The organism is Allosphingosinicella sp., from assembly GCF_046295735.1.
In the GTDB taxonomy this organism is placed as follows: domain Bacteria; phylum Pseudomonadota; class Alphaproteobacteria; order Sphingomonadales; family Sphingomonadaceae; genus Allosphingosinicella.
In genome coordinates this window covers 88,316-106,985 of sequence record NZ_JBKBMQ010000010.1, presented here as the reverse complement: position 1 = coordinate 106,985, position 18,670 = coordinate 88,316, and the positions used below count along the sequence as shown (strand labels likewise).

The window sequence follows — 18,670 nt, the reverse complement described above, 5'->3', positions numbered from 1 at the left end:
TCACATTCCTCCGGCAAGAGTGTCGAGCTGCAGGATCGGCAGCAGGATCGACAGCACGATCAGCGCGACGACGGCGCCCATGACGATGATGATGAGCGGCTCCAGCAGCGACAGAGCGGTCGATGTGAAGCCGTCGAATTCGCGTTCCAGATAGTCGGCCGCCCGCTCCAGCATCACGTCGAGCTTGCCCGACGCCTCGCCGCTGGTGGCGAGGTAAACGAGGAGCGGCGGGAAGATGCCCGCCTTGCGCAGCGCCGCCGACAGGCTGCCGCCGGTCCGCACCGCCTCCGCGATGTCCGCCGAAGCGGCGCGAAGGGCGCGGTTGTGCACCGTCTGGGTGGTCAGCTTCAGCCCTTCGAGCAAAGGCAGCCGCCCAGCGACCATCGTCGACAAGGTCCGCGCCATCCGCGCCGCGTGGAGGTCGCGGGTCAGCCGGCCGATCAGCGGCAGCCGCAGCCAGGCCGTATCGAACTTCAGCCGCAGCGCCTCGTCCCTCAGCGCCTGCACCCCGACCAGGACCGCCGCACCGAGCGCGAGGGCGAGCGCCCACCACCAGCTCGTCAAGAAGCCGGACAGGCCGATGACGAGGCGGGTGAGGAGCGGCAGCTGCTGGCCGATCGTGTCGAACTGCTCCACCACTTTCGGCACCACGAACATCATCAGCGCGATGACGACGAACAAGGCGACGAAGGCGAGCACGATCGGATAGGCAAGCGCGGACAGCACCTTGCCCCTCACCTCCGCCTGGCGTTCGAGCAAAGCGGAGAGCCGTTCCAGGATCTGCGGCAGCGTGCCCGATGCCTCGCCGGCCGCGACCATCGCGCGATAGAGCGGCGGGAAGCTCGCCGGCTCCCGCGCCATCGCGTCGGACAGGCGGCGCCCTTCCAGCACCGCGGCGTGGACGGTGCCGAGGATCCGGCGCACTGCCTCGCGCTCGTCCTGCCGGGCAATGGTGCGCAACGCTTCCTCGAGCGGACTCACCTGCGTCAGCGTCGCCAGCTGGCGGGTGAAGAGCGTGAGCTGCTTGGCGCCGAGCCGCGGCGTGAACAGGGCACGGCGGGAGGCGAGTGGCGCGGCTCCGCCGGGGCCGCCGCCGCTTTCGATCCGCACGACGAACAGCCGGCGCGCCCCGAGCCGCGCGCGCGCTTCCTCGATGCTGGGCGCGCGCACCGATCCGCGCCGCTCTCGCCCGGCCGGGTCGAGCGCGAGATAGTCGTACTCAGACATTGCCGTCCTCGCGGCGGGTGATCCGCACCGCCTCGCCGGCGGTGGTGACGCCGGCCAGCACCAGGTCGCGCGCCGCGGCGGCGAGGTTCGGCGCGTCGCGGAAGGCGTGGGCGGCGATCTCCGTCTCGTCGGCCCCGTGGTTCACGAGGCGGCGGATCGTATCGTCCACCCGCACCGCCTCGAAGACGCCGATCCGGCCCTTGAAGCCGGACTGCGCGCACTCGCCGCAGCCGCGCGATTCGAACAGGAGGGTGCCGGGCGCGATGCCGAGCGCGCCGAGTTCCGGCCCCGCTTCGACCGGCGCCTTGCAGGCGGGGCAGAGCCGGCGCACCAGCCGCTGCGCGATCACCGCGCGGATGGTGGAGGCGAGCAGGAACGGCTCCACCTTCATGTCGCGCAGCCGCGTGATCGCCCCGACGGCGTCGTTGGTGTGGACGGTCGAAAGCACCAGATGGCCGGTGAGCGCGGCCTGGACGGCGACGTCCGCCGTCTCGCGGTCGCGGATTTCGCCCACCATCACCACGTCCGGATCCTGCCTCAGGATCGCGCGAAGCCCGGCCGCGAAGCTCAGCCCCACCTTGGCGTTGACCTGCGTCTGCCCCACGCCCTCGATCGCATATTCGACCGGGTCCTCCACCGTCAGCAGGTTGCGGCTGCCGTCGTTGAGCAGGCGAAGGCCGGCATAGAGGCTGGTCGTCTTGCCCGAACCGGTCGGGCCGGTGACGAGCACGATCCCGTTCGGCTCCCCAAGCGCCTCGCGGTAGAGCCGGTTCACCGCCTCCGGCATGCCGAGCTGGTCGAGCCCGATCCCGGCATTCTCCTTGTCGAGGATGCGCAGCACCACCCGCTCGCCGGCCCGGCTCGGCAGCGTCGACACGCGCACGTCGAGCAGCTTGCCGCCGAGCGTGAGGCCGATCCGCCCGTCCTGCGGCACCCGCCGCTCGGCGATGTCGAGACGCGCCATCACCTTGATCCGGCTCACCACCACCGGCGCCACGTGGGGCGGCATGCGCAAGGTCTCGCGCAGCACGCCATCGATCCGCATGCGAACGACCAGCCCGGTCTCATAGGGTTCGATATGGATATCGGAGACGCCCTGGCGCGCGGCATCGGCGATGATGCCGTTGATGAGGCGGATGGCCGGCGCGTCGTCGGCGCTGTCGAGCAGGTCGTCGGCGGTCGGCAGGTCTGAGGCGAGCGAGCGCAGATCGTCGCCCACGCCGAGCGATTCCGCGGCGGCCTGGCCGTCGGCGGCATAGCGGTCGGACAGGATCCGGTCGAACTGTTCAGGCGCCGCGAACGAGATCGCGAACGGGCGGCCGAGGAAGCGGCGCACCTCGATCAGGCGCCGGGGGTCTCCGCCCTCGCGCAGCGCCACCGCCAGCGCGCCGTCCTCCTCCCCGACGACCGCGGCGCCGAACCGCTTGGCGAAGGCATAGGGGATGCGCGGCGCCGGTGGGGCCGAAAGCGGCTCCGCCGCCGCATCCTCGCCGCCGCGCGCGATCCTCATTGCGGCACCTGGCTTTCGGGAAGCGGGACCGGGGTCACCACTTCGTCGCCCGGCCCGATCAGGGTGGGCGCGGTGAGCGCGGACGGCGGGAGCGCCAGCATATACTCGCGCAACAGCTCGTCCATGCTCGGCTCGCGGTTGGGGTTCTGCAGCGCCTGGCGGCCGCGCGCATAGTCCCAGCGCTGGCCGCTCAGCCGCCGGGCATCCTCGGTCGTGCGCAGGATGGTGGGCCGGATGAACACCATCAGGTTGGTCTTCGCCCGCGCCCGCCCGCGCGAGCGGAACAGGTTGCCGACCACCGGAATGTCGCCGAGCACCGGCACCCGCTCCAGCGTCCGCCGTTCATTGTCGTCGAGCAGGCCGCCGATCCCGACGATCTCGCCGTCGTCGACGGTGATGGTGGTCTGGATTTCGCGCTTGTTGAGGATGAGATCGGCCTGGTTGCGCGACACCGGCCCGGCGATCGAGCTCACTTCCTGGCGCAGGTCGAGCTTGATCGCGCCGCCGGCGTTGATCTGCGGCCGCACCTCGAGCGAGATGCCGACATTCTGCCGCTGGACGGTTCGGAAGGCGTTGTCGAAATTGGGCGACAGCGCCTCGCCGGTGGTCACCGGCACTTCCTGGCCGACGAGGATGCGGGCTTCCTGATTGTCGAGCGTCATGATCGAGGGCGTCGACAGCACGTTCGATTCCGTGTCGGACTGGACCGCGTTGATGATCGCGCCGAAGATCGCGTTGCCGCTGCGCAGCGCCACCCCGCCGATCCCCCCCGTCGCCCCGCTGATCTGCGCCAGCGCGGCCTCCTGGATGGTGTCGAGGATCGGCGACTCGCTGCCGTTGCGCCGCAGCCGCTCGGCCGCCACCGCCGCGGCGACGGTGGTGATGTTCGGAGCGGCGTTGGAATAATTGGTGACGGCGAAGGGGATGTTGCTTCCCTCGAGGCCGGCGAGCAGCAGCTGAACGCCGAGCTGGCGGGCGGCGCTGTCGGAAATCTCGACGATGATCGCTTCGACCAGCACCTGCTCGCGCCGCGTGTCGAGCTGGCGCACCACTTCGCCGAGCATGCGCTGCACGTCCTGCGGGGCGGCGATGATGATGGCGTTGGCGCCCTCGAACCGGGTGACGACCGCGCTGCGGGCGCCGAACGCGCCGATCGCGCCGCCCGTCCCGCCGGCGGCGGCGGGCGGCGGCGGCGGCGCGGTCTGGGCCGCGGCCGGACGGGCGGACTGCGCCTCGCCGCGGGCGCCGAGCGCGGTGCGCTGCCCCGCCGGGGTGGCCGGCTGGCCGAGCAATTGCTGCAGCACCGGAAGCAACTGCTCGGCGTCGGCATGCTGCAGGAAGATGACGCGGATCTCGGTCCCGCTTGCCGCCCTTTGGTCCAGCTCCTCGGCGATCGCCATCAGCCGGGCGACCGTCGCCGAATCGCCGCGGAAGGCGAGCGAATTGGAACTGTCCACCGCCACGATCGACACGCGATCCTCGCCGACGAGGGCCGTCAGCGACTCCGCGATCTCGCGCGCGCCGGCATTGCGCAGCGCCAGCACGCGGGTCGCCGAGCTGTCCTGGTCCATGCGCCCGACGAGCTGGCGGATGCGGGCGACATTGTCGGCGAAGTCGGCGACGACGATCGAATTGCGGCTGGCGGTGATCGATCCCGACGCGCTCACCAGCGGGCGCAGGCTTTCCACCAGCGAGGCGGGCTCGACGTTGCGGACGCGGATGATCTCGGTCACGAAATTGTGCGGACTGGCGCCGCGCGCGCCGCCGGCCGGCGCCGTCTGGGCCGCGCCCGCCACGGGCTGCACCCGCAGCGCGCCGCCCGCGACCGGCACCGCCACCAGCCCGTTCGCGCGCAGGGTCGACAGGAACAGCTCGAAATATTCGGAGCGGGACACCGGGCGGTCGGTCACCACCGACACCCGGCCCTGCACCGCCGGATCGATGATGATGGTCCGGCCGGTAACCCGCGCCGCGTCCTGGATGAAGGCGCGCACGTCGGCATCGCGCAGGTTCAGCACATGCTGCGCCCCGGCCGGCTGGAGCGGCAAGGCGGCGGACAAAGCGAGGGCGGCGAGCAGATGGAAACGCTTCACGGATCGAGCCTCACGCGCAAGGGGACGGCGGTGCCCGCCCGTTCGACAAGGATGTTGAGTTCGCCGCCCGCGCCGAGCGCCCGCAGCTGATCGGCCGATTCGATGCGGCGGCCGTTCACCGCCACGATCACGTCGCCCGGCTGGAAGCCGGCGGCGCGAAAGGCGCTGCCGTCGCCGCCGGGGGCGACCAGTATCCCGGTCACCCGGCCGCCGCTCTGGCGCGGGCGAAAGTTGATCGGGCGGCCGCCGGGGGCGGGCGCGGCCTCGGCCTGCGCCGGCGGCGCGGCGAGATCGGTCGCGGGGGCGGCAGCCGGCTCGGTCGCGACGACTTCGGCTTCCGGCGACTGATCGAGGTAGATCTGCTCCAGCACGCCCCCGCGGGAGATGGTGACATGATCGAAGCCGACGGCGGCGAGCGTCACGCCGGGCATGATCTCATCGCCCACCGCATAGCTGGACTGCGCGCCGTCGGCCGAGCCGATGATCGCGGAGCCGCGGCCGGACGCGCGGTCTTCGCGCACGCCGTACAGCTTCAGGTCGAGCGAGGTGACGACCGCCGGCCCGGCCGCGCCGCTCAGCCGGAAGAAGGGGTCGAAGTCGCCGAGGGCGGCGGTGGCGGGCGGGCCGATGCGGCTCGCCGCCTTCCAGTCGCCGACGGGGCCGATCGGAGTCACCAGCGCCCAGAGAAGCCTGGCGCACTGATAAGCAAGGAGCGTGAGCAGGAGCAGCTCGACGAGCGAGAAGGCGGTCGTGCGCGGCAGCCGCCGCAGCAGGCGCCCCGCACCTTGTCCCATGGCTGACGGCATCAGCGAATCCCCACCCCGGCGCTCACCCAGTTCGCCTATTCCGGGCTGATGACCGATTTAAGACAGTGGAGCGACAGGGCCCCTCCATCTTCTTGAAACCGCGTCGAAAAGCCCCTTCCCCCCGGAAGAGTCGCTGGACGGGGGAGGTTCACAGCTTTCGCACCCGGGCGCAAGCCGATTCGATTCGCGATGGAAGCCGTGGCGGGAAAAGGGTCGGGCGGCGTCTCTAGGGAAAAACGCCGCCCTCAAGATGCTCTTCTACATGGTTTTTCTGGCTGCAGCCTGAATGAAAATCAGCCTTGGGCGATGAGCCAGACCGGCCAGGCGGCAATCGCCATCAAGGTGCCGAGCGGAAGCCTGTCCAGCCGCGAGACCGCTTTGCCCCGGGCCCGCATCAGCAGCAGCGCGAAAAGTCCGAGCAGACCCGCCCCCACCATCACCAGCGGCAGCTGCTGCCAGCCGAGGAAAGCGCCGATGGCGGCGAACAATTTCGGATCGCCGCCGCCCATCCCCTCGCGTCCGCGCAGCCGGCGGTAGAGAAAAGCGATCAGCCACAAAACGGTGTAGCCCGCCGCCGCGCCGATCGCCGCATCGAGAAGCGGCGGTCCGAGTCCCGCCCAGGCGGCGGCCAGGCCCAGCGGCACCAGCGGCAAAGTGAGCCGGTCCGGCAGCCATTGATATTGGAGGTCGAGCAGAGCGATCAGCAGCAGCCACCAGCCGAGCAGCGCGCCGACGAGGCCCAGCCAGCCGCCATGGGCGACCAGCGCCAGCATGCCGAGCGCCGCCGCCGCCAGCTCCACCACGATGTGCCGCGGATCGATCGCCGCGCCGCAGCGGCGGCACATGCCGCGCGCCGCGAAGAAGGAGACGATCGGCACCAGATCGCGCGCGCCAAGCGGTGCATGGCACATGTCGCAGCGCGAACGGCCGCGCATGACGCTGCGCCGCTCCGGCCAGCGCACGAAGATGGTGGCGGCGAAGCTCCCCGCGATCGCGCCCAGCACCAGCCCGGCCGCCGCACGCAGCCACAGGCTTTCGGCAATGAGGGATTCAGCAGCGTACAAGATCGACCGCGACCATCGCCCCGCCGGTGGGCGCGCGCACGACCCGCATGCCGCCGCCGTCACGCGGCGTCAGGGTCCAACGCTCCTCGCTCGCCATGCCCTCCGCCGTGCAGGCGAGATCGAGGTCGACGCGATCCGCGCCGCTGTCGATGTTCCGGACCTCGCAGGACGTCTCGCCGTCGGTGGCGATGCCGTCGCGGCGGATGTTCCAGACACCGCCTTCGCAGAGCTCCGCGGTGGCGGCGAAGCGGCCCTCCCAGTCGAAGCGCGTCGCCTGCCGCCGCTCCATCGCGATCTTCTCGGCCTCGGCCGCGTCGCGCGCGGTGCCGACCAGGGCCGGGGCGCTTTCGTTGGTTTCCGCGGCCGGGCCGCAGCCCGCGGCGAGCGCCGCCAGGGCGCAGATGGCGCCGATGCGCATCATGTACAGTCTCCCTTCGCCTCCGCTCTAGGCGTGCAAGGGAGCCGGTTCAACGCCTCCCGGCGCCGTCAGCGGGTGGCGCTGCGGACCGCCCGGTCGTGATGGGCGAGCGCTTCGCGGGCAAGATCGGCGGTGTTGACGATCCGCCCGTCGCGGGTCTCCACATCGTCGTGACGGTCCGACGCGAGCGCCAGGCGCCAGGTCGACAGCGCCTCGCCGGTCCGGCCGGTCGCCATATAGACCCGGCCGAGATTGATGAGCCGCGCGGGATCGTCCGCTTGGGCGCCGCGGCCGCTGGTCAGCAGCCGCTCGGCGGTCGCCCAGTCCTCGCGCTCGATCGCGGCGAGCGCCAGCGCGCCGGGCGCATAGCCATTCTCGACCATCGGCGCTGGACGACCCGTGGCGCAGGCCGACAGCGCGAGGGAAGCCAGGAGGGCGGCGGTTGCGGGCATCCTCATTATCGTTCTCCACATCCATCCGTGACATTTCTGTGACGCGGAGATTACACCTTTGCGACTCGACCGACAATATGCGCGCGTCAGGGGCCCCGTTCCGGTGCGGAACGGGAGCCTTGCCGGCGATCAGGAGGCGTCAGCGGCCGGCGGCGGCGAGGGTGCGGCGGGCCTGGACGAGATGGGGCCGGTCGATCATCCGGCCGTCGAGCGACAGCGCCCCGGCGCCCGGATTGGCCGCGAAGGCCGCGACCACCGCCTCGGCGTGGGAGACCTCCTCCGCGCTGGGCGTGAAGGCCGCGTTGATCACCGGCACCTGCGCCGGATGGATCGCCATCATGCCGGTGAAGCCGTCGCGGCGCGCGCGGGCGGCATAATCGGCAAGCCCGTCGAGGTCGCGGAAGGCGGGATAGACGGTCTCGATCGGCGCCACCCCCGCCGCCGCCGCGCCGAACAGGCAGAGCGAGCGGGCGAGCTCGTAAGGCGGGGTGAAGCGCCCGTCCCCCTCGCGGCTGGTGGAGGCGCCGATCGCCGCCGGAAGATCCTCCGCGCCCCACGTCAGGCCGGCGAGCCGCTTGGCGCCGCCATAGCTGCCGAGCTGAAAGATGGCGGCAGGCGTTTCCGTCGCGATCGCAAGCACCTGCGCGGTGACGTTGCCGCGCTGCGTAAGGCGCTTGACCAGTTCCGCGACCGAGGCGCCGCCCTCCGCCTTGGGCAGCACGATGCCGTCGGGCCGGGCGGACAGGACCGCGTCGAGATCGCGGTCGCAATCGGATCCGTCGAGCGGATTGATCCGCACCCAGAGATGAGCCGCGGGGTTCGCCGCGACGAACGCCGCCACCTGGCGCCGCGCCTCCGCCTTGCGCTCCGCCGCGACCGCGTCCTCGAGGTCGAGGATCAGCGCGTCGGCGCCGAGCCCCAGCGCCTTCTCCATCCGGTCCGGCCGGTCGCCCGGCACGAACAGCAACGAGCGAAGTCTCACTTAATCCCTCCCCCTCGTCACGCCTTCTTCCGCCGCATCAGCGCCGTGCGCTCCGTTTCGCAGACCAGTTCGCCGCGTTGATTGTACATGCGATGGACGAAGGTGACGATACCCGCGTCGGGGCGGGAGCGGGACTCCTTGAGCCCGATCACCTCCGTCTCCGCGCGCAGCGTGTCGCCGACGAAGACGGGCTTGGGCATCCGCACCTTGTCGTAGCCGAGATTGGCGACGAGCGTGCCGAGCGTCGTGTCCCCCACCGACAGGCCGATCAGCAAGGCGAAGGTGAAGGTGCCGTTGACGACGATCCGCCCGAACTCGGTGCCGCCGGCATATTCGGCGTCGAGATGGAGCGGCTGCGGATTGTGCGTAAGGGTGGAGATGAGGAGATTGTCCGTCTCCGTCACCGTGCGGTGCGGCTGGTGCTCCAGCCGGTCGCCGATCGTCCATTCGTCATAGAAGCGGCCGGGCATCAATTCCTCCCCGGTACGGGGAGGGGGACCGCACGAAGTGCGGTGTAGGGGGCCCAGCGCTGGGGGCGGCACAACGGCGGGCCCCCTCCACCAGCCTTCGGCTGGTCCCCCTCCCCGTCCCGGGGAGGAGTGAGAAACATTCGCCTCATTCCCCTTCCCCCTTCTCCACCCGCGCCAGCAGATCGCCCTCGCTCACCTGCGCGCCTTGCGTCACGTCGAGCTCGGCCACCACGCCGTCGAACGGCGCGGCGAGGCTGTGCTCCATCTTCATCGCCTCGATCGTCACCAGCTTCTGGCCCTTGACGACCCGTTCCCCCTGCCCGACCGCGACCGCGATGACGCGGCCCGGCATCGGCGACAGGATGGCGCCGTCGCTGGCGGCGGCGCCGCCCGCCGCGCCGCCGGCGCCCGGGAGCGTGAAGGCGAAGGCCTGGCCGCGGGAGAAAGCGAGCACGCTCTGCCCTTCGGCCGTGGCGATCCCCTCGAGCGCCGCGCCGGGCCTGACGGCGATCGTCCGCACCGTCCCGCCATGAGCGAGGCTGACGTCGGGATCGTCCGGAGCGTTGGCGCGGAAGCCCTGCAGCGCCGACCAGGGATCGCTTTCCGCCGCCGCGCCGAAATCGGAATGGAGCAGCGCGGTCGCAGCGAGGTTCCACACCGCCTCGGACGGCGCGGGATCGGGCACCAGCCCGTCGATCTTGCCCGGAATGAAGGCGGTGTCGACCTCGCCCGCGCGGAAGTCGGGATCGTCGGCCGCGCGCGCCAGGAAGGCGGCGTTGGTGCGGACCGGCCACACCTCCACTTCCTCCAGCACCGCCACCAGCCGGTCGATCGCCTCCTCGCGCGATCCGCCGGTCGCGATCAGCTTGGCGATCATCGGGTCGTACCAGGGGCTGATCCGGTCCCCCTCCTCGACGCCGGTGTCGACCCGGACGCCGCGGCCGAGCACGAAATGGTCCAGCCGGCCGGTCGACGGCAGGAATTCGTGCGCCGGATCCTCGGCATAGAGCCGCGCCTCCACGGCATGGCCGCGGATCGCCAACTCCTCCTGGCGCAGCGGCAAACGCTCGCCGCTCGCGACCCGCAGCTGCCATTCGACCAGATCCTGGCCGGTGATCTCCTCCGTCACCGGATGCTCGACCTGGAGACGCGTGTTCATCTCCATGAACCAGATGCGGTCGGCGCGAAGACCTTCCGAGGCGTCGGCAATGAATTCGATCGTGCCGGCGCCGACATAGTCCACGGCGCGCGCGGCCTTCACCGCCGCCCCGCAGACCGCCTCGCGGGTCGCGTCGTCCATGCCCGGCGCGGGGGCTTCCTCGATCACCTTCTGGTGGCGCCGCTGAAGCGAGCAGTCGCGCTCGAACAGATGGACGACATCGCCGTGGCCGTCGCCGAACACCTGCACCTCGATGTGGCGCGGCCGCTCGATATATTTTTCGATCAGCACCCGGTCGTCGCCGAAGGAGGCGGCCGCCTCGCGCTTGCAGCTTTGCAGCATCTCCTCGAACTCGGCCGCGCGGTTCACCTTGCGCATGCCCTTGCCGCCGCCGCCGGCCACCGCCTTGATCAGCACCGGATAGCCGATCGCGTCGGCCTCGCGCCGGAGCCGCTCCGGCGACTGGTCCTCGCCCAGATAACCGGGCGTGACCGGCACCCCGGCCTCCTGCATCAGCTTCTTGGCCGCGTCCTTGAGGCCCATCGCGCGGATCGAGGCCGGGTTCGGCCCCACCCACACCAGTCCCGCCGCCTGCACCGCCTCGGCGAACTCAGCATTTTCCGAGAGAAAGCCGTAGCCCGGATGCACCGCCTCGGCGCCGCTGGCGCGGGCGGCCGCGATGATCTTCTCGCCGACCAGATAGGAGTCCCGCGCCGCGGAAGGCCCGATATGCACCGCCTCATCCGCCTCCCGCACATGCATCGCCCGCGCATCGGCATCGGAATAGACCGCAACGGTGCGGATACCGAGCCTGCGCGCGGTGCGGATGATCCGGCAGGCGATTTCGCCGCGATTGGCGATGAGGAGGGAGGCGATCATGCGGACATTTCCCCGCGAAAGTTCTCAAAGTTCCCCGGGAATGGCGCATTCGGACGGGAGACGCAGTTCCGGGCATGTCCCGTGAGCATCCTGGATGAGAACCGCCGAGCCATAGCCGCCGATCCTGCAGCCACTGACCCACTGTAGGAAAGCGATTTCCGGGGCCCATCGGATGATTCCGCCTGGGTGCGAGGGAGAGAAGGGGCGATCATTGGAAGGCTCCGCAAATCCTCCCCGAGCTTGTCTCGGGGAGGGGGACCATGCGAAGCATGGTGGAGGGGCAAGCACCATGTTCAGGAACGTCGCGCCGAAGCCGAGAAAGCTCACCACCAGCCGGGCGCGCCGTCTCCGCCGCAGCCTGTCCTTGCCTGAAGTGCTTCTTTGGCAGGTGCTGCGCAGCAGTCCGGAGGGACTGAATTTCCGCCGGCAGCATCCGACCGGACCTTACGTCCTGGATTTCTTCTGCAGCGATGCGCGGCTCGCCATCGAGGTGGATGGACAAGCCCATGATTGGGGCGACCGTCCCGCTCGAGACGAAGCACGCGATCGTTGGCTGCGTTCGGCAGGGGTCGAGACGCTGCGCATACCGGCCGTGGAAATATTGCAAGATCTCGACGCGGTGCTGCGTGGCGTGATGGCGGCGGCGGCGGCGCGCCTGCCCCTCCACCACCCGGCTGCGCCGGGCGGTCCCCCTCCCCGAGCCAAGCTCGGGGAGGAATGAAGAGGTGCCCTGCTCCCCCATCACATCCGGAAAATCCCGAACCGCGCGCGCTCGGGGATGGGCGCGTTGAGGCAGGCGCTGAAGGCGAGGCCGAGGACGTCGCGGGTCTGCGCCGGATCGATGATGCCGTCGTCCCACAGGCGGGCGGTGGCGTAATAGGGGTTGCCCTCGTCTTCATAGCGCTGGCGGATCGGGGCCTTGAAGGCTTCGGCTTCCTCGGGGGTCCAGCTGTCCGCATCCTTATGCACGGTGGCGAGTACCGATGCGGCCTGCTCGCCGCCCATCACGCTGATCCGCGAGTTCGGCCAGGTGAACAGGAAGCGCGGGCCGTAGGCGCGGCCATTCATGCCGTAATTGCCGGCGCCGAAGCTGCCGCCGATCAGCACGGTGACCTTGGGCACCTGCGCCGTCGCCACCGCCGTCACCAGCTTGGCGCCGTCCTTGGCGATGCCGCCCGCTTCATATTTGCCGCCGACCATGAAGCCGGAAATGTTCTGAAGGAACAGCAAGGGCACGCGTCGCTGGCAGGCGAGCTCGATGAAATGCGCGCCCTTGAGAGCGCTTTCCGAGAAGAGGATGCCGTTGTTCGCCAGGATCGCGACCGGCATGCCCCAGATGCGCGCGAAACCGCACACCAAGGTGGTGCCGTAGAGCGGCTTGAACTCGTGCAGCTCCGATCCGTCAACGATGCGGGCGATCACCTCGCGCACGTCATAGGGCGTGCGCACATCGTCCGGGATGATACCGTACAGCTCGCTCGGATCGTGCTTCGGCTCGACCGGATCGGCGAGGTCGAGGTCGACCGTCTTCACCCCGTTCAGCCGCGCGACGATCGAGCGGACCGTCGCCAGCGCATGATCGTCATTCTCCGCGAGATGGTCGACCACGCCGGAGCGGCGGGCGTGAAGCTCGCCCCCGCCCAGATCCTCGGCGCTGATCACCTCGCCGGTCGCGGCCTTCACCAAGGGCGGTCCGCCGAGGAAGATCGTGCCCTGGTTGCGGACGATCACCGTCTCGTCGCTCATCGCGGGGACGTAGGCGCCGCCGGCCGTGCAGCTCCCCATCACGCAGGCGATCTGGGCGATGCCCTCGGCCGACATGTTGGCCTGGTTGTAGAAGATGCGCCCGAAATGCTCCTTGTCCGGGAAGACCTCGGCCTGGTGCGGCAGGTTGGCGCCGCCGCTGTCGACCAGATAGACGCAGGGCAGCCGGTTCTCGCGGGCGATCTCCTGGGCGCGCAGATGCTTCTTCACCGTCATCGGGAAGTAAGCACCGCCCTTCACCGTCGGGTCGTTGGCGACGATCATGCACTCGCGGCCCGACACGCGTCCCACGCCGGCGATCATCCCCGCGCCGGGCGCTTCGTCGCGATACATGCCGCCGGCGGCGAGCTGGCCGATTTCGAGGAAGGGCGCGCCCGGATCGAGCAGGCGCCGCACCCGGTCGCGCGGCAGCAGCTTGCCGCGCGACACGTGCCGCTCGCGATGCTTCTCCGGCCCGCCCAGCGCCGCCCGCGCCACTTTGTCGCGAAGCTCGGCGACGAGCGCCCGATTGTGCGCGGAATGGCGGCGGAACGAGTCCGATCCGTCGTCGACCTTCGAGGTGAGGACGGTCACAGCGGCGCCTCCACCGGCTTGCTGCGGATCAGGTAGCGGTAGATGCCGAGCACGTTGATGAAGAAGAGCACGATGTTCTGGGTCATCAGCCCGCCCGTCTCGTCGATCAGGGCGAACCAGATCCACGCCCCGTTCATCGTGCAGAACAGCACGAAGCCCCAGCCGGTCACCTTGCGATTGAGGTCGGCCGCGATCATCAGCGCGGCGACGATGCCGGAGATGGTGGCATACCATTCGAGGATTTCGGGAAAGGTCATCTTACCCCCCTCATCCCGGGGAAAGCCGGTATCTCAGGCCGCGAAGGCGCCGCGCTCTTCACCCCACGAGATCCCGGCTTTCGCCGGGATGACGGGTGGGGCCGGGATGACGGGTGGGGCCGGGATGACGCGTGGCGCCGGGATGACGCGTTGCGCCTCATCATGCCGCCCCGATCAGCTCGCGGCCGATCAGCATGCGGCGGATCTCATTGGTGCCCGCGCCGATGTCGAGCAATTTGGCGTCGCGCAGGAAGCGTTCGACCGGCCAGTCCTTGGTATAGCCGGCGCCGCCCAGCGCCTGCACCGCCTCGCCCGCCACGCGGAAGGCGTTCTCGGATGCATAAAGGATGGCGCCCGCCGCATCGAAACGGGTCGTCTTCCCTGCGTCGCACGCCTTGGCCACTGCATAAACATACGCCCGGGCGGAATTGAGCGCGACATACATGTCCGCGACCTTGGCCTGCATCAGCTGGAAGGCGCCGATCGGCTTGCCGAACTGCTTGCGCTCGCGGACGAAGGGCAGCACGACGTCGAGGCAGGCCTGCATGATGCCGAGCTGGATGCCGGCGAGCACGGTGCGCTCGTAATCGAGCCCGCTCATCAGCACGCCGACGCCGCCGTTCAGCGGCCCCATCACATTCTCCTCGGGCACCTCGCAATCGTTGAAGACGAGCTCGGCCGTCGGGCTGCCGCGCATCCCCATCTTCGGGATCTTCTGGCCGATGGAGAAGCCGGGCATGTCCTTTTCGATGAGGAAGGTGGTGATGCCCTTCGATCCCTCGCCCGTCTTCGCATAGACGACCAGGGTGTCGGCATAGGCCGCGTTGGTGATCCAGAATTTGGTGCCGTTCAGCACATAGCCGCCCTGCACCTTGTCGGCCCTGAGCTTCATCGACACGACGTCGGAGCCCGCGCCGGCTTCCGACATGGCGAGGCTGCCGACATGCTCGCCCGAGATGAGCTTGGGGAGATATTTCTTCTTCTGCTCGTCGTTCGCCCAGCGGCGGATCTGGTTGACGCACAGGTTCGAATGGGCGCCGTAGCTGAGGCCGATCGAGGCCGAGGCGCGTGCCACTTCCTCCTGCGCCACGACATGTTCGAGATAGCCGAGGCCCAGCCCGCCATGCTCCTCCTCGACGGTGATGCCGTGGAGGCCGAGCTCGCCCATCTGCGGCCACAGCTCGACGGGGAACCAGTCCTCCTCGTCGATGCGGGCGGCGAGCGGAGCGATCCGGTCCTCCGCGAAGCGCCGCGTGGTGTCGCGGATCGTGTCGGCCATCTCGCCGAGCGCGAAGTCGAGGCCCGTGTCGGACATGCAAGTTCCTCCTGTTCGGCGAGCGCCCTAGCAGAGGGCGAAAGGTTTGAACAAGGCGGGGTGGAGGGCTAAGGGCACTTCAATTCCTCCCCGAGCTCGCTCGGGGAGGGGGACCATGCGAAGCATGGTGGAGGGGCGATCCCCGGCGCGCCTGCCCCTCCGTCAGCGCTTCGCGCTGCCACCTCCCCGAGCAAGCTCGGGGAGGATCGATTCAGGAGCCCGTTCATGACCACCGATCCCATCGTCATCCTCTCTTATGCCCGCACCCCGATGGGGAGCTTCCAGGGCTGTCTCGCCGGCGCGAGCGCAACCGAGCTCGGTGCGACCGCGGTACGGGCCGCGGTGGAGCGGGCGGGAGTCGCGGGCGAGACGGTGGACAAGATCTTCATGGGCTGCGTCCTGCCCGCCGGGCTCGGCCAGGCGCCGGCGCGTCAGGCGGCGCTCGGCGCCGGGCTGCCGCGCTCCGTCGAGGCGACGACGGTCAACAAGGTGTGCGGATCGGGCATGCAGGCGGCGATGTTCGCCCACGACATGATCGCCGGCGGATCGGCCGACCTCATCGTCGCCGGCGGCATGGAATCGATGTCGAACGCGCCTTACCTCATGAAGAAGCACCGCGCCGGCGCCCGCATCGGCCACGACACGGTCTACGACCATATGATGATGGACGGGCTCGAGGACGCCTATGACAGCGGCCGCGCGATGGGCACTTTCGCCGAGGACGCGGCGCGCGAATATCAGTTCACGCGGGCCGCGCAGGACGAATATGCGATCGAATCGCTGAGCCGCGCCACGAACGCGATCCGGTCCGGCGCCTTCGAGCGCGAGATCGTCCCGGTCACCGTCTCGAGCCGCAAGGGCGACGTCGAGATCGCGACCGACGAGCAGCCCGGCAAGGCGAACCCGGAGAAGATCCCGAACCTGAAACCCGCTTTCGCCAAGGACGGCACCATCACCGCCGCCAACGCCTCGAGCATCTCCGACGGCGCGGCCGCGCTGGTGATCACCCGCCAGTCGGTGGCGGACCGGCTCGGCGCGAAGCCCGTCGCCCGCATCGTCGCCCATGCCGCCCACGCCCAGGCGCCCAACCTGTTCACCACCGCGCCGGTGCCGGCGGTGCGCAAGCTGCTGGACAAAGCCGGCTGGAGCGCGGGCGACGTCGACCTCTACGAAGTGAACGAGGCCTTCGCCTGCGTCGCGATGATCGCGATGCGCGACCTCGACATCGCGCGCGACCGCATCAACGTCCATGGCGGCGCCACCGCCCTCGGCCACCCGATCGGCGCCTCCGGCGCGCGCATCATGGCCACCCTCCTCTCCGCCCTCCAGCAGCAAGGCGCCAGGCGCGGCGTTGCCACCTTGTGCATCGGCGGCGGCGAAGCGACGGCGGTGGCGGTGGAGCTGGTCTAACGCGCGTCGCCCGGCGTCGCGCCTCTCCGCCTCAGCTTGAAAGCCGCCCGGACGATCGTCGCTCAGCCCCGCGCGACGATCACGTCCGCGCCGATGTCGAGCGTGGCCCAGCTGCGGTCGGTGGTCACCGCCGGCGCTCCCCGCGCGATCGCGAGCGCCAGGCAGGCGCGGTCGCCGAGCGACAGGCCGAGGCGCCGGGTGCGGGCGCGCAGCTTGCCGGCCGCGACCGCCAGTGCGGGGTCGGACGGCTTACTACGGTATACAGGTACGCCGGCCTTGCCACAACGAGGGCGACTGCCGACGCTTCTTCATCTCTCCTTCATGTGGGATCGGCTTCGATGCGGAGGCGAAACGAGGGAGGAAAGGGCATGAAGAAGGTCACCATTGCCGCGGTGCTTGCCGCCGCCGCCACGCTCGGCCTCGCCGCGCCCGCCGCGGCGCAAAGCCGCGCGGACCAGCAGCGCTGGGAGGACGCCCAGCGCCGCTTCGACCGCGAGCGCAGCATCTACGAGGCGGAGCGCGACCGTTACGAGGCGGCGCGCCACCGCGACGGGCGCGCCGGCTCCGCTTATGGCGACCCTTTTGCGACGGACTATGACGCCGCGCGCGACTATCGCCACGACCCGCGCGCGCCCGAGCGGGCCCTGACCGCACGGGACGAAGTCTATCGCGGCTCGGACGGACGCTACTATTGCCGCCGCTCGGACGGGACCACCGGCCTCGTCATCGGCGGCGCGGCGGGCGGCATCCTCGGCAACGTCATCGACGGCGGGCGCAACCGGGCGGCCGGCACGTTGATCGGCGGCGCGCTCGGGGCGCTGCTCGGCCGCGCGGTCGAGCAGAACAACGATCTGCGCTGTCGGTGAAAGGTAAGCGATTGCGCCGGCGATCCAACGCCGGCGCCGGTCGTCAGGCGACGCTGCGGCGGCGGGCGCCGCCCAGCGCCTCGCCGAGAAGCCGCATCTCCCGCGCCCGCGCCTCGCGATAGGCGGCGGCATAGCGCGCGTCCCGCGCTTCCTCTTCGGCCGTCTGCGGGCGGTCGAAGGCGACGCCGATCCGGGGACCGTCCGGCCCGCCGCCACGCACCGACAGCTCGGCCCGCGCATCGGGCCCGAGCTGCGCCCGAAGCGCGGTCAGCCGGTCGATCGCGGCATCGAGCGACACCGCATCTCCAAGCTCGATAAAGTCCCTGACGCACTGGTTCACATCACCCTCCCCGTCCCGCCGCGACGATAACGCAGCCGGAAATGCCGGAGCAACACCAACCTGCATTTATCCACAGACGCGTGACGCCCCCCTGAACGCCACCGTCCGCCAGGGTTCAGGATCGGGACCCGGCCGGCTCAGGCGGGTTCGCTGACGGCTTCCATCAGGGCTTCGAACAGGCGGCGGCCGTCCTCGCGGCCGTGGGCGGGTTCGACGGCGCGTTCGGGGTGGGGCATCATGCCGAGCACGTTGCCCGCATCGTTCAGGATGCCGGCGATGTCGCGGGCCGAGCCGTTGCAGCCGGCGGCGTAGCGGAAGGCCACCCGGCCCTCGCCTTCCAGCCGGTCCAGCGTCGCCGCGTCCGCCTGGTAATTGCCGTCATGATGGGCGACGGGGATCACGATCTCTTCCCCCGCCGCGTAGCGCGAGGTGAAGATCGACTGGCTGTTCTCCACCCGGATCGGCACGTCGCGGCAGACGAAGCTGATGCCGGCGTTGCGCATCAGCGCCCCGGGAAGCAAGCCGGCCTCGGTCAGGATCTGGAAGCCGTTGCAGACGCCGAGCACGGGCACCCCGCGCCCCGCCGCCGCCTTCACTTCCCGCATGACCGGCGAATTGGCGGCCATCGCGCCCGAGCGCAGATAGTCGCCATAGGAAAAGCCGCCGGGCACCGCGATCAGGTCCAGCCCCTCCGGAAGTTCGGTCTCGCGATGCCAGACGAGCTGCGGCGCGCGGCCCGTCACCTCGCGCAGCGCCACCGCCATGTCGCGGTCGCAATTGGACCCGGGAAAGACGATGACCGCGCTCTTCATCGCGCGTCGCCCCGTTCGATGCGGAAATTCTCGATGACGGTGTTGGCGAGCAGCTTGCGGCACATCGCCTCCACCTCCTCGTCGCCGACATGATCGGCCAAATCGAGCTCGATGAGCTTGCCCTGGCGCACCTCGTTCACCCCGCTGAAGCCGAGTCCCTCGAGCGCATGGTGGATCGCCTTGCCTTGCGGATCGAGAACGCCGTTCTTCAGCGTGACGTAGACGCGGGTCTTCATGGCAAAGGATCTCCTGAGGCGCGAACGGGGATGCGCG

General features: G+C 70.1%; 19 protein-coding genes and 1 pseudogene. 3 read left to right on the top strand and 17 right to left on the bottom strand.

Translation table 11 applies throughout. The annotated features are described in order from the left end of the window. The 10 genes from gspF to ACK4K7_RS10945 form a co-directional block, all read right to left on the bottom strand. Positions 1-1,227 (bottom strand): type II secretion system inner membrane protein GspF, encoded by a 1,227-nt coding sequence (gene gspF / locus ACK4K7_RS10990; protein WP_431865976.1) that lies wholly within the window; start codon positions 1,225-1,227, stop codon positions 1-3. Then, on the bottom strand, positions 1,220-2,737 hold the full coding sequence (locus tag ACK4K7_RS10985; protein WP_431865974.1) for a GspE/PulE family protein: 1,518 nt from the start codon (positions 2,735-2,737) through the stop codon (positions 1,220-1,222). The genes gspF and ACK4K7_RS10985 overlap by 8 nt, the downstream gene beginning before the upstream one ends. Continuing rightward, on the bottom strand, positions 2,734-4,830 hold the full coding sequence (gspD, locus tag ACK4K7_RS10980) for a type II secretion system secretin GspD (RefSeq protein WP_431865973.1): 2,097 nt from the start codon (positions 4,828-4,830) through the stop codon (positions 2,734-2,736). The genes ACK4K7_RS10985 and gspD overlap by 4 nt, the downstream gene beginning before the upstream one ends. Beyond that, the gene (locus ACK4K7_RS10975) at positions 4,827-5,636 is read right to left on the bottom strand and encodes a type II secretion system protein N (RefSeq protein WP_431865971.1); all 810 of its coding nucleotides are present in this window, start codon (positions 5,634-5,636) and stop codon (positions 4,827-4,829) included. Before ACK4K7_RS10975 ends, gspD begins: the two co-directional genes overlap by 4 nt. Positions 5,637-5,929: 293 nt before the next feature. Next, positions 5,930-6,700: a prepilin peptidase gene (locus tag ACK4K7_RS10970; RefSeq protein WP_431865969.1), complete on the bottom strand. Its 771-nt coding sequence runs from the start codon at positions 6,698-6,700 to the stop codon at positions 5,930-5,932. Beyond that, complete coding sequence (locus ACK4K7_RS10965; RefSeq protein WP_431865967.1) at positions 6,687-7,121, bottom strand: hypothetical protein; 435 nt, start codon at positions 7,119-7,121, stop codon at positions 6,687-6,689. The genes ACK4K7_RS10970 and ACK4K7_RS10965 overlap by 14 nt, the downstream gene beginning before the upstream one ends. A gap of 65 nt (positions 7,122-7,186) precedes the next feature. After that, positions 7,187-7,576 (bottom strand): hypothetical protein, encoded by a 390-nt coding sequence (locus ACK4K7_RS10960; RefSeq protein ID WP_431865965.1) that lies wholly within the window; start codon positions 7,574-7,576, stop codon positions 7,187-7,189. Between the two features lie 133 nt (positions 7,577-7,709). Beyond that, positions 7,710-8,552 carry an HpcH/HpaI aldolase/citrate lyase family protein gene (locus tag ACK4K7_RS10955; RefSeq protein WP_431865963.1) on the bottom strand — a complete coding sequence of 281 codons (843 nt, stop codon included), beginning with the start codon at positions 8,550-8,552 and terminating at the stop codon, positions 7,710-7,712. Between the two features lie 17 nt (positions 8,553-8,569). Beyond that, entirely contained in the window at positions 8,570-9,022 is a 453-nt protein-coding gene (locus tag ACK4K7_RS10950; protein WP_431865961.1) for a MaoC family dehydratase, read from the bottom strand. A 145-nt stretch (positions 9,023-9,167) separates the two neighbouring features. Then, positions 9,168-11,060, bottom strand: a complete 1,893-nt coding sequence (locus ACK4K7_RS10945; RefSeq protein WP_431865960.1) for an acetyl/propionyl/methylcrotonyl-CoA carboxylase subunit alpha — start codon at positions 11,058-11,060, stop codon at positions 9,168-9,170. Positions 11,061-11,349: 289 nt separating this feature from the next. On the opposite strand from ACK4K7_RS10945, the gene ACK4K7_RS10940 reads away from it, so the two are divergent. Continuing rightward, positions 11,350-11,781, top strand: a complete 432-nt coding sequence (locus ACK4K7_RS10940; RefSeq protein ID WP_431865959.1) for an endonuclease domain-containing protein — start codon at positions 11,350-11,352, stop codon at positions 11,779-11,781. Between the two features lie 20 nt (positions 11,782-11,801). Here the strand turns inward: ACK4K7_RS10940 and ACK4K7_RS10935 are convergent, their stop codons facing one another. The 3 genes from ACK4K7_RS10935 to ACK4K7_RS10925 form a co-directional block, all read right to left on the bottom strand. Then, entirely contained in the window at positions 11,802-13,397 is a 1,596-nt protein-coding gene (locus tag ACK4K7_RS10935) for a carboxyl transferase domain-containing protein (protein ID WP_431865957.1), read from the bottom strand. Then, positions 13,394-13,654, bottom strand: a complete 261-nt coding sequence (locus tag ACK4K7_RS10930; protein ID WP_431865955.1) for a hypothetical protein — start codon at positions 13,652-13,654, stop codon at positions 13,394-13,396. Before ACK4K7_RS10930 ends, ACK4K7_RS10935 begins: the two co-directional genes overlap by 4 nt. Positions 13,655-13,814: 160 nt before the next feature. Next, positions 13,815-14,969 (bottom strand): isovaleryl-CoA dehydrogenase, encoded by a 1,155-nt coding sequence (locus tag ACK4K7_RS10925; protein ID WP_431865954.1) that lies wholly within the window; start codon positions 14,967-14,969, stop codon positions 13,815-13,817. A gap of 225 nt (positions 14,970-15,194) precedes the next feature. Here ACK4K7_RS10925 and ACK4K7_RS10920 point away from each other — a divergent pair, with 225 nt between their 5' ends. Continuing rightward, positions 15,195-16,379, top strand: a complete 1,185-nt coding sequence (locus tag ACK4K7_RS10920) for an acetyl-CoA C-acyltransferase (protein WP_431865952.1) — start codon at positions 15,195-15,197, stop codon at positions 16,377-16,379. A gap of 62 nt (positions 16,380-16,441) precedes the next feature. Here ACK4K7_RS10920 and ACK4K7_RS10915 read toward each other — a convergent pair. Then, positions 16,442-16,615: pseudogene (locus ACK4K7_RS10915) on the bottom strand (PIN domain-containing protein); the annotation flags it as partial. A gap of 132 nt (positions 16,616-16,747) precedes the next feature. On the opposite strand from ACK4K7_RS10915, the gene ACK4K7_RS10910 reads away from it, so the two are divergent. After that, positions 16,748-17,245, top strand: coding sequence for a glycine zipper 2TM domain-containing protein (locus ACK4K7_RS10910; RefSeq protein ID WP_431865951.1), 498 nt, complete (start codon positions 16,748-16,750; stop codon positions 17,243-17,245). A 43-nt stretch (positions 17,246-17,288) separates the two neighbouring features. On the opposite strand, the gene ACK4K7_RS10905 is transcribed toward ACK4K7_RS10910, so the two are convergent. The 3 genes from ACK4K7_RS10905 to purS form a co-directional block, all read right to left on the bottom strand. Beyond that, on the bottom strand, positions 17,289-17,543 hold the full coding sequence (locus ACK4K7_RS10905) for a hypothetical protein (RefSeq protein WP_431865949.1): 255 nt from the start codon (positions 17,541-17,543) through the stop codon (positions 17,289-17,291). A gap of 179 nt (positions 17,544-17,722) precedes the next feature. Beyond that, entirely contained in the window at positions 17,723-18,397 is a 675-nt protein-coding gene (purQ, locus tag ACK4K7_RS10900) for a phosphoribosylformylglycinamidine synthase subunit PurQ (protein WP_431865948.1), read from the bottom strand. Further along, complete coding sequence (purS, locus tag ACK4K7_RS10895; protein ID WP_431865946.1) at positions 18,394-18,633, bottom strand: phosphoribosylformylglycinamidine synthase subunit PurS; 240 nt, start codon at positions 18,631-18,633, stop codon at positions 18,394-18,396. Before purS ends, purQ begins: the two co-directional genes overlap by 4 nt. Between the last annotated feature and the right edge of the window lie 37 nt (positions 18,634-18,670).

Excerpts from the sequence above, each read along its gene's own strand:
- ACK4K7_RS10930 (WP_431865955.1), bottom strand. The coding sequence starts at position 13,654 with ATGACCTTTCCCGAAATCCTCGAATGGTATGCCACCATCTCCGGCATC.
- ACK4K7_RS10925 (WP_431865954.1), bottom strand. The coding sequence starts at position 14,969 with ATGTCCGACACGGGCCTCGACTTCGCGCTCGGCGAGATGGCCGACACG.
- ACK4K7_RS10910 (WP_431865951.1), top strand. The coding sequence starts at position 16,748 with ATGAAGAAGGTCACCATTGCCGCGGTGCTTGCCGCCGCCGCCACGCTC.
- purS (WP_431865946.1), bottom strand. The coding sequence starts at position 18,633 with ATGAAGACCCGCGTCTACGTCACGCTGAAGAACGGCGTTCTCGATCCG.
- gspF (WP_431865976.1), bottom strand. The coding sequence starts at position 1,227 with ATGTCTGAGTACGACTATCTCGCGCTCGACCCGGCCGGGCGAGAGCGG.
- ACK4K7_RS10985 (WP_431865974.1), bottom strand. The coding sequence starts at position 2,737 with ATGAGGATCGCGCGCGGCGGCGAGGATGCGGCGGCGGAGCCGCTTTCG.
- ACK4K7_RS10965 (WP_431865967.1), bottom strand. The coding sequence starts at position 7,121 with ATGATGCGCATCGGCGCCATCTGCGCCCTGGCGGCGCTCGCCGCGGGC.
- purQ (WP_431865948.1), bottom strand. The coding sequence starts at position 18,397 with ATGAAGAGCGCGGTCATCGTCTTTCCCGGGTCCAATTGCGACCGCGAC.
- ACK4K7_RS10975 (WP_431865971.1), bottom strand. The coding sequence starts at position 5,636 with ATGCCGTCAGCCATGGGACAAGGTGCGGGGCGCCTGCTGCGGCGGCTG.
- ACK4K7_RS10920 (WP_431865952.1), top strand. The coding sequence starts at position 15,195 with ATGACCACCGATCCCATCGTCATCCTCTCTTATGCCCGCACCCCGATG.
- ACK4K7_RS10950 (WP_431865961.1), bottom strand. The coding sequence starts at position 9,022 with ATGCCCGGCCGCTTCTATGACGAATGGACGATCGGCGACCGGCTGGAG.
- ACK4K7_RS10945 (WP_431865960.1), bottom strand. The coding sequence starts at position 11,060 with ATGATCGCCTCCCTCCTCATCGCCAATCGCGGCGAAATCGCCTGCCGG.
- ACK4K7_RS10960 (WP_431865965.1), bottom strand. The coding sequence starts at position 7,576 with ATGAGGATGCCCGCAACCGCCGCCCTCCTGGCTTCCCTCGCGCTGTCG.
- ACK4K7_RS10940 (WP_431865959.1), top strand. The coding sequence starts at position 11,350 with ATGTTCAGGAACGTCGCGCCGAAGCCGAGAAAGCTCACCACCAGCCGG.